Annotated in this window: 14 protein-coding genes; 8 read left to right on the forward strand and 6 right to left on the reverse strand. The window is 58.4% G+C overall.

All coding sequences use genetic code 11. The features are described from left to right. Positions 1-23: 23 nt before the first annotated feature. The 5 genes from ASF29_RS08295 (at position 24) to ASF29_RS08320 (ending at position 5,173) form a co-directional block, all read left to right on the forward strand. The gene (locus tag ASF29_RS08295; RefSeq protein WP_062450220.1) at positions 24-1,019 is read left to right on the forward strand and encodes an aliphatic sulfonate ABC transporter substrate-binding protein; all 996 of its coding nucleotides are present in this window, start codon (positions 24-26) and stop codon (positions 1,017-1,019) included. Beyond that, positions 1,016-1,885, forward strand: a complete 870-nt coding sequence (locus ASF29_RS08300) for an ABC transporter permease (RefSeq protein WP_062450221.1) — start codon at positions 1,016-1,018, stop codon at positions 1,883-1,885. The genes ASF29_RS08295 and ASF29_RS08300 overlap by 4 nt, the downstream gene beginning before the upstream one ends. Beyond that, entirely contained in the window at positions 1,882-2,616 is a 735-nt protein-coding gene (locus ASF29_RS08305) for an ABC transporter ATP-binding protein (RefSeq protein ID WP_062450222.1), read from the forward strand. Before ASF29_RS08300 ends, ASF29_RS08305 begins: the two co-directional genes overlap by 4 nt. Positions 2,617-3,068: 452 nt before the next feature. Then, a complete protein-coding gene (locus ASF29_RS08315) occupies positions 3,069-4,388 on the forward strand; it encodes a hypothetical protein (protein ID WP_062450224.1) in 1,320 nt (439 codons plus the stop codon). Further along, a complete protein-coding gene (locus tag ASF29_RS08320; protein WP_062450225.1) occupies positions 4,385-5,173 on the forward strand; it encodes a hypothetical protein in 789 nt (262 codons plus the stop codon). Before ASF29_RS08315 ends, ASF29_RS08320 begins: the two co-directional genes overlap by 4 nt. 121 nt (positions 5,174-5,294) lie before the next feature. Here the strand turns inward: ASF29_RS08320 and ASF29_RS08325 are convergent, their stop codons facing one another. Beyond that, positions 5,295-6,194, reverse strand: coding sequence for a LysR family transcriptional regulator (locus tag ASF29_RS08325; protein WP_062450226.1), 900 nt, complete (start codon positions 6,192-6,194; stop codon positions 5,295-5,297). Positions 6,195-6,290: 96 nt separating this feature from the next. On the opposite strand from ASF29_RS08325, the gene ASF29_RS08330 reads away from it, so the two are divergent. Continuing rightward, entirely contained in the window at positions 6,291-7,124 is an 834-nt protein-coding gene (locus ASF29_RS08330) for an SDR family oxidoreductase (protein WP_062450227.1), read from the forward strand. Positions 7,125-7,176: 52 nt separating this feature from the next. Continuing rightward, the gene (locus ASF29_RS08335; RefSeq protein ID WP_062450228.1) at positions 7,177-7,671 is read left to right on the forward strand and encodes a lipocalin-like domain-containing protein; all 495 of its coding nucleotides are present in this window, start codon (positions 7,177-7,179) and stop codon (positions 7,669-7,671) included. Positions 7,672-7,862: 191 nt separating this feature from the next. Here ASF29_RS08335 and ASF29_RS08340 read toward each other — a convergent pair whose 3' ends face one another. Beyond that, positions 7,863-8,771 carry a LysR family transcriptional regulator gene (locus ASF29_RS08340; protein WP_062450229.1) on the reverse strand — a complete coding sequence of 303 codons (909 nt, stop codon included), beginning with the start codon at positions 8,769-8,771 and terminating at the stop codon, positions 7,863-7,865. 170 nt (positions 8,772-8,941) lie between these two features. Here ASF29_RS08340 and ASF29_RS08345 point away from each other — a divergent pair, with 170 nt between their 5' ends. After that, positions 8,942-9,934, forward strand: coding sequence for an MBL fold metallo-hydrolase (locus tag ASF29_RS08345; RefSeq protein ID WP_062450230.1), 993 nt, complete (start codon positions 8,942-8,944; stop codon positions 9,932-9,934). Between the two features lie 23 nt (positions 9,935-9,957). Here ASF29_RS08345 and ASF29_RS08350 read toward each other — a convergent pair whose 3' ends face one another. The 4 genes from ASF29_RS08350 to ASF29_RS08365 are packed head-to-tail and all read right to left on the reverse strand — an operon-like array spanning position 9,958 to position 13,300. Continuing rightward, the gene (locus ASF29_RS08350) at positions 9,958-10,644 is read right to left on the reverse strand and encodes an ABC transporter ATP-binding protein (RefSeq protein ID WP_062450231.1); all 687 of its coding nucleotides are present in this window, start codon (positions 10,642-10,644) and stop codon (positions 9,958-9,960) included. Continuing rightward, entirely contained in the window at positions 10,641-11,390 is a 750-nt protein-coding gene (locus ASF29_RS08355) for an ABC transporter ATP-binding protein (protein ID WP_062450232.1), read from the reverse strand. Before ASF29_RS08355 ends, ASF29_RS08350 begins: the two co-directional genes overlap by 4 nt. Beyond that, positions 11,383-12,354 carry a branched-chain amino acid ABC transporter permease gene (locus ASF29_RS08360; protein ID WP_062450324.1) on the reverse strand — a complete coding sequence of 324 codons (972 nt, stop codon included), beginning with the start codon at positions 12,352-12,354 and terminating at the stop codon, positions 11,383-11,385. Before ASF29_RS08360 ends, ASF29_RS08355 begins: the two co-directional genes overlap by 8 nt. A gap of 22 nt (positions 12,355-12,376) precedes the next feature. Then, positions 12,377-13,300 (reverse strand): branched-chain amino acid ABC transporter permease, encoded by a 924-nt coding sequence (locus ASF29_RS08365; RefSeq protein ID WP_062450233.1) that lies wholly within the window; start codon positions 13,298-13,300, stop codon positions 12,377-12,379. Positions 13,301-13,305 lie beyond the last annotated feature (5 nt).

The following is a 13,305-nucleotide window of genomic DNA, read 5'->3' on the forward strand; positions in this document are numbered from 1 at the left end:
TAAGTTAATGGATTGGGTAGATAATGGCTTCTGATATCACGCGCCGTGGCGCTCTCAAACTTGGCGCTATCGGCGTCGCTCTGTCTTCAGCGTTCATTTCAAAAAATGCGTTTTCGCAGACTCCGGATTATCCTGCCGAGCTTCGGCTGGACTGGGGCTATTATTCCTCCCACACGCTTTTGATCAAAAACAAGGGGTGGCTGGAAGACGCATTCAAGGATGTGGGGACGAAGATTTCCTGGGTGCAATCGCGTGGGAGCAACAATTCGCTCGAATTTCTGAAGGTTGGCTCTACGGATTTTGCTGGGTCTGCCGCACTCTCCGCATTTCTTTCGCGAGCGAATGGCGTTCCGCTTAAGGTCATTTACGTGGCGAGCTGGGGTGGTTCGTCCATCATTCAGGTCAAGGCAGATTCTCCGTTGAAGTCTGTGGCTGACCTGAAAGGTAAGACGATTGCGGTGACGAAGGGAACGGCGCCCTATTTCACGCTGGTTCGTGCTCTGGCCAAAAGCGATCTGACGATCAACGACCTGAAGGTCGTCAACCTGCAGCATCCTGAAGGCTTTACGGCGCTTCAGCAGGGGCAGGTGGATGCGTGGGTCGGTATCGATCCACAGACCGCACAGGCCGAAATCGCCGGTAATCGCGCAATCTTTAGTGATCCAAGCTGGCGTGAAGGCAGCGTCTTCAGCGTATCCGAAGCGTTTCTGGAAAAGCATCCGAAAGCCGTCGAGCGCCTGCTTGGCGTCTGGGTGCAAACGCAAAAGTGGATACGTGAGAACAACGATGAGTTCGTCTCATTCGTCACGGCGCAGGCGGGCGGCGATGCCGAGGTTACCCGCCGGACGATTGCGCGGCGCAGTTGGACGGACCCCGTTCCCGGTGACGAACTGCTGTCCTCCATCAAAACCGCAACCCCGCTTCTTGGGCCAGAGGTGTTGCGTCCGGGTGTGAATGTCGATGACGTTCTCTCGCAGCTCATCGATCCAGCGCCTGCGAAGAAGGCTGTGGGGGCATGACGCTTTCCAGCGAAGAGGTTCGGCATGATGATAGTTTGAGGAAGGAGAAAGCCAGTCCTCTAAGTGTGGTCTCGGGATTTGGACGGACGCTTCTGTCGATCGATCTGCGTGGCGCCATCGTGCCGGTTGGTGCGTTGTTGATGCTGGAATTCTTTGTTCGTCTAGGGTGGGTCAGCCCTTATGTGTTGCCCCCACCTTCGGATCTGTACAGCACGTTTCTCTATCTGGCTGAGGGACCGCTCTGGACAAATATTGCAGCCAGTAGCTTGCGAGTGTTCTTTGGCTTTGTTGCCGGTTCGCTCCTTGCTGTCATTGTCGGATCGATCGTCGGACTGTGGTACTCTGCTGAGCGCTATCTTGAGCCCAGCTTTCAGGCGTTGCGCGCTGTACCAAGCCTTGCGTGGGTGCCGCTGTTGATGATCTGGTTCGGGATAGGCGAAACATCCAAGATCGTGCTGATCGCCAAAAGCGCTTTCTTTCCGGTGTATCTAAGCCTCTTCTCCGGTATTCGAAATGTTGATCGTAAATTGGTCGAGGTGGGTGAGATGTACGGTCAATCGCTGCCCACGCTTGTTTGGCGCATTCTCATTCCGGCCTCCCTGCCACACCTCTTTACCGGTCTGCGTTACGGTTTGTCGCTTGCTTGGCTGAGTGTCGTTGCGGCTGAGCTACTCGCGGCATCGGAAGGTATCGGCTACATGCTCTCGGATGGGCGCGAGTTGTCGAGGCCAGATCTCGTCCTGATCGCCATCATCTGCCTCGCCGTACTTGGCAAGATTTCCGATAGCGCCTTCAAACTCGTTGAAGATCGTTGCCTGTCCTGGCGCGATACGTATTCTACATCGATTGGAGGGAAAGCCGCATGAGCCTTCTCGACATCGATGTGCGCGAAAAGTCCTTCGGGAACACAATTGTCCTAAATGATATTCGTCTTCACCTTGAAGATGGCGAAGCAGCCGTTTTGCTCGGGCCAAGCGGCTGTGGCAAGAGTACACTTCTACGTATCGCCGCCGGGCTTGACCAGCGATATGCCGGTGAAGTCTCGGTCAACGTGGTCGGGGATTTCGGCAGACCGTCGTTTCCGCCCGTCGCCTTTGTGTTTCAGGAACCGCGGTTGATGCCGTGGCTAACGGTGGCGCAGAACATAGGCTATGCAGATGGTCGCCGCTTCGATGTTGCCAAGGTCAACCGGCTGATCAAAGATGTCGGCTTGGATGGGCACGCGGCAACTTTGCCGAAGGCGCTCTCCGGAGGCATGGCACAGCGCGTTGCGATTGCGCGCTCGCTCTACACCGAACCTCGAATATTGCTGCTGGATGAACCGTTCAGCGCGGTGGATGCGTTCACGCGCATGAAGCTGCAGGACCTGATCCTCGAGCTGGTGGAGCAGCGCGGCATATCGTTTCTGCTTGTCACCCACGACATTGACGAGGCGCTCTATCTCGGTGACAGGATTTACATGATGGGCGCAAGAAATGGCGGTATACAGAAAGACATCGACGTCGATGTTCCCCGCCCAAGAGACCGTCACGCTCTGCGCCTTGCAGAATTGAAAGGCGAAGTTCTGACTGCTCTTCAGGTCGCACATGTTATTTGAGACTGTCTGGTTCGAAATGAAAGTTTGAGGCTCGAGTAATCACAGCCTCGACGGCGCGCCCGGCGCCGAACCTTAAGGCCTCAACGGCATCAAAGTGTTCAATTCGCGTGGCGAGGCCGTAAGCATTCGGCTCCGGAAGGTCGCCCGACATTGTCTTAGGTCGCGCCAAAAAGAACCGGCTCCAAATGGGCAGCAGGGGATCCCATCTATGTGCTTTACGTGAAAACATGCTGTTCCAGTCGTCAGCAGTTCAACATCAACTGAGGACGTGCGGCTAGATTTCGGACCTCCGCATTTATTTCGACTCAGAGACACACGCCGCTGTTTCGGGCAGGAATAACCGAAAGTTGACCGGCCACAGTGCACTGCGGAAGTCTAGCATTTTAGCAGCCTTGAATTCGCCGAATTTTAAGTCAGTGTTAAGGAATACATTCCTTTTCCGGAGATCGCCCATGGCGCTTGGCGCATCGCATCGCTTGCAGGAAAGCCTGGTGGCGGTCGAAACGATGACACGTTTCGCCCTTGCCGTTCTCGCACTCGCTTCCGGCGTCTACACCTATCTGGGTGTGCGCAGCATTCTTGACGGCTCGCCGACCGCAGTCTTTTTTGCCGCCATCATCTACTCGGCCTCTGTATCCGTTGGCATTTATGCCTTCTGGTCCTACATGGCGCGGTTTTATCCGCACGTCACCAGCCGTTCCAGCCGCACTGCCATGCTGGCGGTGATGGTCGTGGGCTGCGTGATGATCCTGGCCATGTCGAGCTGGTTGAATGCTGCCGCGCTCGCAGGATCGGCAGCACTCGAACAGCATCTTGCGGAAACGGTCGAGGATTACACGGAAGATCTGGATCAGGCGCACCAAAATGCGCTGGCAGCACAGAGCCTGTTGCCGGACATTCAACGTGCCAAGGAGCGTTTCACCCAACTTGCCGCATCCGAACGACAGTCGGGCGCGCTGACCGGCACCACCGGTTCCGGCAGCGTCGTCTCGCTGCTGTCACAGATGTCGTCGCAACTGAACGAACTGGAAAACGGCATCAACGCCTCGCGTGAGCAGGTTACCAGCCTGTTCAACGAAGGCCAGAAACGCCTCGAGACCATGCGTGGTCTCGTTTCGGCACCCGGCGTTGTCGAACCACGCGCAGACAAGTTCTCGTCGGAGGTCGTAGCACTTACCGGCGTCATTGCTTCGCTTGGGCAAACCTCAATCGCTCCCTCCATCCGCCGTGCGGCCGACGATCTTTCTCTTGGCTTCATCGCTCCAATCCCCGACGGCGGCGAACAGGATCTGATCAGTCGTCAGGACCGCGTGATGGAAACCATCCGCAGTTCGGTCGCGGCGCAATCCAAGGTGTTGTCCGACGCAGCCGACGAAATCCTCTCGCGTGCTCCCGTAGCCGAGCGACGTTTCGTGCCGCTTTCGTCGGCGGAAGCCGTTTTGCGTTATGCTTCCGATTTCATTCCCGCATGGGCCGGGGCGATTTCCATCGACCTGCTGCCAGGTGTCATGGTGTTCATTCTGGCCGTGGTGAATGGCGCAATCCGCCGGCAGGAAGAGACCATGCCGTTTGCCGAACGGATTACCGTAGCAGAACTGATGCAGACGCTGGCGATGCAGAAGGCCATTGCCGCCGAAGCAACGTCAGCCAAGGAAGTGCAGGCCACGGAAAATGCCATTGCCGAAGCTGAAGACGCGAAGGACGAGACGGAGGCCAACAACATCACCAGTCTCGGTCTCAACAAAACGCCGCGCAAAGGTCCGGCGACATGAAACCGGCATCCGCGCTCAAGGCCGTGATCAGCATGGACGACGGGGTGCTGATGCGCGGAGCCTTTTATGTGCTGCTCGCGGCAGCCGCCGCCTTTCTTGTGATCGATATCCGGGAGATCAGCACGGCCGAAGCGGCGCGACCGGGTCTTGAAACATTGCCGGACGTGCCCACCTTTCTCCCACCGACGACCGCGCCGGGAGCGCCTGGCGGGCCGCCAGTCCAACCTTCGAGCCCTCAGGAAGTCTTGCGCAAGCCGATGACATTCAATCTTGTCTCGGGTGGCGTGCTCGTTGCCGAAGGGACTATCGACCCCGGCGCAGCAGGTCGTTTTGCCAGCGAGTTCGAGGCCCGTGGCGAGTATATTAAATTGGTGTCTTTGAACTCGCCGGGAGGTTCGGTCGATGACGCCATTACGATATCCAAGCTGATCCGGGAGAAGAAAATAGCCACGAAGGTTGCGGAAAAGGCGCTTTGCGCTTCCTCTTGTCCAATCGTCTTTGCCGGTGGCGTGACACGATCGGCCGAAAAAGATGCCGTGGTGGGCGTACATCAGGTATTCAATGGCAGCATTGAGCGACCGTCAGCGGAAGAGGCGATGTCCAGCGCTCAGGAAATCACCGCGCGCGTCGCGCGACACCTCGATGAAATGGGTATCGGCGCGGGTTTGTGGATCCATGCGCTGGAGACCCCGCCCAACCAGCTCTATTATCTTACGCGCGAAGAAATGGCTGAATACCGGCTGACGACCGACGCAACCCCTGTGGCTAGATCTCGCGCGGGGTAATGATCGACCAAATATCGAAAGCCGATGGTCATCCACCGCGCCGAAACGTTTCAGAACGGTAGGATGCTGCCGGTCTTGCTGGATTGATTTGACAGCGCAGAGACAGTTTACCGTCGCTTCTTCATCTCATCCTGTCCACTTCTCGCAGCAGATCGATGAAAGCTCGCAATGGGGACGGCACGCGTCGACTGTAAGGGTAATAGAGTGCCAGCCCCGGTATCGGCGGGCACCAGTCATCCAGCACGGTCACCAACTGACCGGACCTGAGATACGGTTGAGCGAAGTAATCGGGAACATAGGCGATACCGCGCCCGTCCACCGCCGCCTGCACGAGAAGATCATTGTCATCGAGTGTGAGGTTGCCCGGCGCATCGATTGCGACTTCGGTGCCGCGTTTGGAAAACTCCCAGCGATAGCGCTTCCCGCTCGGCAAACGTTGGCGCACGCAGCAATGTGCATGAAGATCCTCGGGCGTTTGCGGTTTAGCCTTCCCCTCCAGATAGGACGGTGCCGCCACAGCTATAAAACGCACGTCGCCACGGAACTTCACCGCGACCATATCTTTCGGCACGGCTTCCAGCAGGCGTATTCCGGCATCGAAGCCCTGTTCGACGATATCGACGAGCCGGCCTTCCGAAACCAGATCAAGCTCGACGTCGGGATAGAGGTCCAGAAAGCGCGGCACGACTTCTTCGAGGAGAATGCGCGCGCCGCTCTTGTTTGCGTTAATCCGCAGTAGACCGCTCGGGGTGCCGCGCTCCTCCGACAAGGTATCGAGCGCTTGATCGAGTTCCTGAAGGATTGGGTCAAGGCGTGCGAGCAGACGAGCGCCGGCCTGGGTGAGCGACACGCTGCGTGTTGTCCGATTTAAGAGACGCACATCCAGTTTTGATTCCAGTCCGATGATTGCGTGACTGAGGGCAGAGCGCGAAACGCCCATAATGTCGGCCGCTCTGCGAAAGCTCTGCTGTCTGGCAACCGCCGCGAAGGCGGCGAAATCGTTTAAGCTGGGGCGCACCATTCGTGAAATACCCTCACCATCTCATACAGAATTGGAGGTCTTATACCACCAATGTCGTTGTTTTACATTTAGCGGACGAAGAGAGTAGGAGTTCACATGCCAAAGACGTGGTTCATCACCGGCGCTTCCTCGGGGCTAGGTCTCGAGATGACACAACAGCTGCTCGATCAGGGACACAAAGTGGTGGCAACGATCCGCCGCCCGGAGGCGCTGACACAACTCAAACGGGTTTTCGGCGAACGCCTTGATGTCGTGCCGCTCGATCTGGTCAAGCCGGAGAGTATAAGCTCGGCTGTCGAGGGCGCATTCGAGCGTCACGACCGGATCGACGTGATCGTCAGCAACGCTGGCTATGGCCTGTTCGGTGCTGCGGAAGAGCTCACGATTGAAGAGATCGACCGGCAGATCGCCACCAACCTTGTTGGATCCATCCGTCTGATCCGTGCAGTACTTCCTCTTCTTCGAAGGCAAGGCGGCGGGCAGATCGTTCAGGTGTCGTCCGAAGGAGGGCAGATCGCCTATCCGGGCTTCAGCCTCTATCACGCAACCAAGTGGGGCATCGAGGGCTTCATAGAAGCCGCGGCGCAGGAGGTGAAGCCTTTCGGTATCGACTTCATGATCGCCGAGCCGGGACCGACCGGCACGAATTTCGGGGCCAATCTCGTCTTTGCGACACCGATGGATGCCTACGATACGACCCCTGCCGGGGCCGTTCGCCGGGCGATTGCTGAGGGCAGCTTTGAGATTAAGGGAGATGCGGCGCGCACGGTAGCCGCAAGCATAGCAGCTGCCGAGAGCGAGACGCCGCCGTTGCGGCTGGCTTTGGGTAGCACGGCTTATTCCTCTATCTCACACGCGCTTTCCGCGCGCCTAGACGCTCTTGAGGCGCAGCGGGAGGTGGCGTATTCCGCCGACAGGCAGGATTTGTGAACCGCAGCAAGGGTCTGGAAACACAGGCCGCATGAACAGGAAAGGAAACAACATGTCTATTCGGCCCATCATATTGGCACTCGCCCTTAGCATCTCGTCTTCTGCCCTCGCTCAGACCACCGCGGAAAACCAGATCGTCGGCACCTGGCGGATGATGTCGGCAACGATTGACCCCGGCGGAAAAAATATAGCCGCTTATGGAAAGAGCCCCAACGGCCTTCTCGTCTTCACCCCCGATATGCGCTTCGTCGAAGTCCTCACCGACGCGGACGTCCCGCGGTTCGCTTCCAATGCGCGCGGAGAGGGAACCGATGATGAAAATCGCATGGCCATGTCACGCAATATTGGGTTTTTTGGAACCTATACCGTTGATGAGAAGGGAGAATTCAGTGGAAACCGTGTCGACGGGGCGACCTTTCCGAACTGGGTCGGCAGTGTACGAACACGCGATGATCTGAGGCTGATCGTTGACGGTGACCGCATGACCGAACAATTCCGCAGGCCGGAAGGCACTGAAATCAGGATAGAATGGCAGCGCGTCAAATGAGACGCCAGAGGTCGGACCTCTTTCCGGAAGGTCTCGGACCATGACCAGAAACTAAGGAAGGTCGGTATGCCGACTGCCGGAAAATTTCGTTGACGGTTGTCGTATACCTCATCATTCGCCCGGCTATGTCGAGCCCCCGGCACAGGTTTCCGCTCCGTGCCGATGAGCTTTCAATTCCTCATCTGCGGCCATCACGAACCTTTGGCCTGCCAGTCGTAACTCCTGATGTAGTCGAGAAACGCGCGCATGGCGGCGCTCGGGAGGCGACGGCTGGGGTAGTATAAGAACCAGTGCGGCAGAATGGGGCTCCAGTCGGAGAGAAGTTCCACCAGTTGTCCGCTTTGGATATATGGTTTTGCGTAGTCATCCAACACATGGGCAATTCCTCTGCCCGCCAGTGCGGCTTGCAGTTCGTTGTGCGCGGAGCTGACCGTCAGGCGGCCCGTTGGAGTAACCTCGATCTCTTCGCCTCCTTCGTCGAACGCCCATGTGACAAGCGTTCCGCCTGGGAAGCGACGCCTTATACAGTCGTGGTCCACAAGCTCGTGCGGCGTCTTCGGCTGTCCGCATTTCCCGATATAATCAGGCGAAGCTATGATTGCATAACGTAGCGCGGGCCCCAGCGGCAGCGCAATCATGTCCTGTGCCAGCTGCTTGCCGAACCTTACGCCAGCATCGAAACCTTGCTCCACGATATCGATGACGGCCGCATCACTGATGATCTCGATCTTCACCTCTCGATAGAGATCCATGAAGTCGAATACCAAGGGGCAGAGAAAATGATCGACCGCTGGTGCCGGCGCGTTGATCCTGAGAGTGCCAGATGGGCTGTCACGCAATTCATCAACCTCTGCGATGGCGATTCTGATGTCGCTCAACGCAGGTGCGAGACGTTCAAGAAGGCGCTGTCCTGCCTCCGTCGGAAACACGCTTCTTGTCGTTCGATTGAGAAGCCGGATACCTAAAGCTTCTTCCAGCGTGTTCATCGATTGGCTCAAGGCCGATGAAGAGACCCCTCGTTCGAGTGCGGCGGCGCGGAAGCCGCCACAGCGCACAATGGCCACGAACACGTCAAAGCTGTCGAGGCGAATAGGGTCCATTGAGAAGTTTTTCTAATCAAGGCGATAAACTTTGCGCAGCTTATCAGAGCAATCGACCCGTGTCATCGTTACCCTAGAGCTTAACGCTGCTCGATCTGCTTCCTTCGCCGGGCACTTCGACCCATGAAATGAACGAAGCAAGAGAGTGCCCAACGCAAAAGGGGAAATCGATGAATGCCTTTACCCTCAACAGACGCGCCATCATGCTGTCCGCTGTCGCGGGCGCATCAAGCATGCTCATTCCGAGCCTGGGTGGCTCTGGCAGCGCCAAGGCCCAGACCGCGGCCGCAATGACCGGAAATTCTGGTCATTACCGCTTTCGCGTGGGAGAGATCGGCGCAACCGTCTTGAGCGATGGCGTGATAGGTGGTCCGCCCCGCGTCTATGCTAGCGATGCGCCGGAGGCTGAGCTTCAGGAGGTTCTGCGGCAGGCATTTCTGCCGACCGACCATATGACGCTCAACCTCAATACGCTGCTGATCGAGACCGGCGGACGGCGGATATTGATCGAGGCTGGAGCTGGCAAGACCATGGGCCCGAATGGCGGTCGCATCTTTGAAAACCTCGCGGCGATCGGCCTCGGTCCTGCGGATATTGACGCCATCGTCATCTCGCACACCCACCCGGACCACGTTGGCAACCTGATAACTGCAGATGGTGCCAAGGCCTTTCCCCGCGCCACCGTCTTCGTTCCCAAGGCCGACTGGGACTTTTTCGTCCGTACCGATCCGGATCTCTCCTACATGCCGGTGCCGGAGGAATTCCGTCTGCGCTTTGCGGCAAACATCAAGAACAGCCTTGAGCCGTTCATGAACGATATCGAGCTTTATGAGGCAGGTGCAGAGATCGTCCCTGGCCTGACGACCGTCGTCGCATCCGGGCACACGCCGGGCATGGCCACTTTCCTTGTCCATTCCGGGAGCGACCAGTTACTGCTGACCGCAGACCTTGCCTATCACCCTGTCGTCAATATCGACAGGGCCTGGCTTCCGGGCCCAGACCGCGACAAGGAGACGGCCTTGTCCTCTCGCCGGCGCATCTTCGATATGGCAGCCGCCGAGCGTATGCCTGTCCTCGGCTTCCACTATCCATTTCCGGGTCTTGGCCGAATGCTGAAGACCGATGGTGGCTACGCCTGGGTGCCCGCCAACTGGCAGTTCTGACCGTCAGGGAAACGGGAGAGATTTCATATGCCGAGATAACGGTCCTGAATGTCGGCAGTCAGATCGGAACTCACGCCCTGCCAGACGGTCCGCCCGTTCTCGATGACGACGCAACGGTCGGCGACCGGCAGAAGCTCTGACAGCGTCTTGTCGACCACAAGAATGGAAAGGCCCTCGGCCTTCAGCTGGCGGATAGCGCGCCATATATCCTGACGAATGACGGGGGCCAGACCCTCCGTCGCCTCATCGAGAATGAGAAGACGCGGATTTGTCATGAGCGCACGGCCAATCGCCAGCATCTGCTGCTCGCCGCCGGACAGGGATTTTGCCATCTGATCCCGGCGTTCGTCCAGACGTGGAAACAGCGCGTTGACCTTCTCCAGTGTCCATGGCCCCGGCCTCGCCGCCGCCACGAGATTTTCATGGACGGAGAGGTTTGGAAAACACCGCCGTCCCTCCGGCACCAGCCCGACGCCGAGCCTTGCCACCTTGTAGGGTGGCAGCCTTTGCGTATTCTTACCGCCGAAGACGATGTGGCCGGATTTGGGTGGCATGAGATTGCAGATCGACTTGATGGTGGTCGATTTGCCCATGCCATTGCGGCCCATCAGGGCCACGACCTCGCCTTCGTCAATGGTCAATTCCACACCGAACAGTGCCTGGCTGGCGCCGTAATAGGTGGTGATATCCTTGATATCCAAGAGCATCATGCGTGGTCTCCCAGATAGGCGGTGCGCACGGTGGGGTCGTTGCGGATTTCGTCTACGGTGCCGGTCGCGATGACCTTGCCATAGACGAGGACGGATATCCGGTCGGCAAGTGCGAAGACAGCATCCATGTCATGCTCCACCAGAAGGATCGGCGCTTCCTGTCGCAACGTGTCGAGGAAGTCGGTCAGTTTTTTCGACCCTTCCGGCCCCATCCCGGCCATGGGCTCATCGAGAAGGAAGGCTTTCGATTGGAGCGCCAGCGCCATGGCGATTTCCAGTTGACGCCGTTCGCCATGGGAAAGCTCTGCGGTTGGCAGACGCGCGCGGTCGGCAAGTCCCACACGCTCCAGAATGGCCATCGCCGGATCGACCAGCGTCTTGTCTTTCATAACGGGTTTGAAGAAGCGAAAACTCGTTCCCTGTTTGGCCTGCACGGCGAGCATCACATTGCGCAGCGCGGAAAATTCCGGTGCCAGCGAGGACACCTGAAATGTGCGCCCCAGACCGCGCCGCGCGCGTTCGGCGGTGTCGAGGTGGCCGATGTCGTCTCCCGCAAAGCGGATCGTGCCCGTATCCTGGCGCAGGGTTCCGCAAATCTGATGAATCAGCGTGGATTTGCCAGCACCGTTCGGGCCGATCAGCGCGTGGATTTCACCGGGGCGCAGATCGAGCGTGACGCCATCGGTTGCGCGCAGCGCACCGAAACTCTTGACGAGATTGTCGATTTGGAGAACAGCGTCAGCCATGTCTTGCCTTTCCGGCCAAAAGGCCCAGCAATCCGCCGCGGGCAAAAAGCACGACACCAAGAAGGATGAGGCCGAGGAAGAACTGCCAGCGTTCGGTCAGGCCCCCCAATGCGAACTCGAAAGCCACGAAAAGGGCCGCTCCCGCGACAGGGCCGAACAGACGCCCCGTACCACCCAGAATGATCAGCACGATCAATTCGCCCGACATATGCCATGACAGCATGGAGGGACTGACGAAGCGGTTGAGATCGGCATAGAGCGCACCGGCCAGCGCAGTGATCATGGCGGAGATGACGAAGCCGACGAGACGGATGCGATAGGGATGAATGCCGACGGTTGCAACGCGGGTCTCGTTTTGCCTCGCCGCCTGCAAGGCCGCGCCGAAACGCGAGGCGCGAATGAGCGCGAAGAGGCCGATGCCAGCCATCAGGACCACGTAACTGACGAGGAGGAAGCTGAGCGGCTTCATGGTGTTGATGCCGGGGAACTGGTTGCGCACGAGAATGGACAGGCCGTCCTCTCCACCATAGGCTGGCCACGATATCGCGAAATAATAGACCATCTGCGCAAAGGCCAGCGTGATCATGATGAAGTAAACACCGGCTGTGCGAAGGCTGATCAACCCGATGAGCAATGCCACCAGTCCCGCCGCACAGACCGCGACGATCCAGATGAGTGGCATCTGCACCGTACCGGGCAAACCGAAAAGCATGGGGTCGCCGGAAAAGCCGTGACTGGCGAGAATGCCAGCAGCATATCCACCGATGCCGAAGAAAGCCGCATGGCCAAAGGAGACGAGACCGCCAAGTCCCAGCGCGAGATTGAGACCGAGCGCTGCCAGCGCCAGAATGGCGATGCGGGTGGCGAGTGTCACGTAGAACGGTTGGCCAAGCGCGTTTGCAGCGAGCGGAGCCGCCAGCAAGGCAATGGCAAGGACGAGATTGACTGTATTTTCGCGGGTCATCGACATCATCAAGTTCCGGGCCTCACGCATGGGCTGGCGGAAAGAGCCCGCGCGGTTTAACAGCCAGAATGATGGCCATGACGACATAGATCAGCATGGATGCCGCAGCGCCGCCGATCATGCCTGCCTGAGATGGATCGACAAAGAGGCTGAGAAGTTGCGGCAGCAGAAGGCGTCCCAACGTATCGGTGACACCCACCAGAAGCGCGCCATACAGCGCCCCCTTGATCGAACCGATGCCGCCGATAACGATGACGACGAAGGCGAGGATCAGGACCGGTTCGCCCATGCCGACCTGCACCGATTGTAAAGCGCCGACAAGCGCACCCGCGAGCCCCGCAAGAGCCGAGCCCAGCGCGAAGACCAATGTGTAGAGCGTGCGGATATCGACCCCCAGCGCCCCGATCATCTCGCGGTCGCTTTCACCTGCGCGAATGCGCATGCCAAGGCGCGTCTTGCCGATAAGCAGATAAAGACCCAGCGCCACAAGCGCACCAACGGCGATGATCGCCAGCCGATAGACGGGATAGCTCGCATCTCCCGGAAGGCTCACGACGCCCTGCAACAGCGGCGGAATGTCGAGGTAGAGCGGGAAGGAGCCGAACATCCAGCGTGTGCCTTCCGAAAAAATGAGAATGAGCGCGAAGGTCGCCAGCACCTGATCGAGATGATCCCGGTCATAGAGCCGCCTGATGACGGTCAGTTCGACGATAGACCCGGCTGCTGCGGCGCAGATGAGACTGGCAACGAGGCCGAGCCAGAAGGAGCCGGTCCAGGCGGCGACGGTGGCGCAAGCAAATGCGCCGACCATATAGAGAGAGCCATGAGCGAGGTTGATGAGGCCCATGACGCCGAAGATCAGCGTCAGCCCGGCAGCCATGAGAAACAACATGACGCCAAGCTGGATGCCGTTCAGCAACTGTTCGATAGCAAGTGCAATGGTCACGCTGC

The sequence above is a fragment of the Rhizobium sp. Leaf262 genome, from assembly GCF_001422245.1.
Taxonomy (GTDB): Bacteria; Pseudomonadota; Alphaproteobacteria; order Rhizobiales; family Rhizobiaceae; genus Agrobacterium.

Bases quoted from the DNA above. Each gene is read 5' to 3' on its own strand.
- ASF29_RS08295 (WP_062450220.1), top strand. From the start codon at position 24: ATGGCTTCTGATATCACGCGCCGTGGCGCTCTCAAACTTGGCGCTATC.
- ASF29_RS08325 (WP_062450226.1), bottom strand. From the start codon at position 6,194: ATGGTGCGCCCCAGCTTAAACGATTTCGCCGCCTTCGCGGCGGTTGCC.
- ASF29_RS08335 (WP_062450228.1), top strand. From the start codon at position 7,177: ATGTCTATTCGGCCCATCATATTGGCACTCGCCCTTAGCATCTCGTCT.
- ASF29_RS08300 (WP_062450221.1), top strand. From the start codon at position 1,016: ATGACGCTTTCCAGCGAAGAGGTTCGGCATGATGATAGTTTGAGGAAG.
- ASF29_RS08315 (WP_062450224.1), top strand. From the start codon at position 3,069: ATGGCGCTTGGCGCATCGCATCGCTTGCAGGAAAGCCTGGTGGCGGTC.
- ASF29_RS08355 (WP_062450232.1), bottom strand. From the start codon at position 11,390: ATGGCTGACGCTGTTCTCCAAATCGACAATCTCGTCAAGAGTTTCGGT.
- ASF29_RS08340 (WP_062450229.1), bottom strand. From the start codon at position 8,771: ATGGACCCTATTCGCCTCGACAGCTTTGACGTGTTCGTGGCCATTGTG.
- ASF29_RS08330 (WP_062450227.1), top strand. From the start codon at position 6,291: ATGCCAAAGACGTGGTTCATCACCGGCGCTTCCTCGGGGCTAGGTCTC.
- ASF29_RS08320 (WP_062450225.1), top strand. From the start codon at position 4,385: ATGAAACCGGCATCCGCGCTCAAGGCCGTGATCAGCATGGACGACGGG.
- ASF29_RS08360 (WP_062450324.1), bottom strand. From the start codon at position 12,354: ATGACCCGCGAAAATACAGTCAATCTCGTCCTTGCCATTGCCTTGCTG.
- ASF29_RS08345 (WP_062450230.1), top strand. From the start codon at position 8,942: ATGAATGCCTTTACCCTCAACAGACGCGCCATCATGCTGTCCGCTGTC.
- ASF29_RS08350 (WP_062450231.1), bottom strand. From the start codon at position 10,644: ATGATGCTCTTGGATATCAAGGATATCACCACCTATTACGGCGCCAGC.
- ASF29_RS08305 (WP_062450222.1), top strand. From the start codon at position 1,882: ATGAGCCTTCTCGACATCGATGTGCGCGAAAAGTCCTTCGGGAACACA.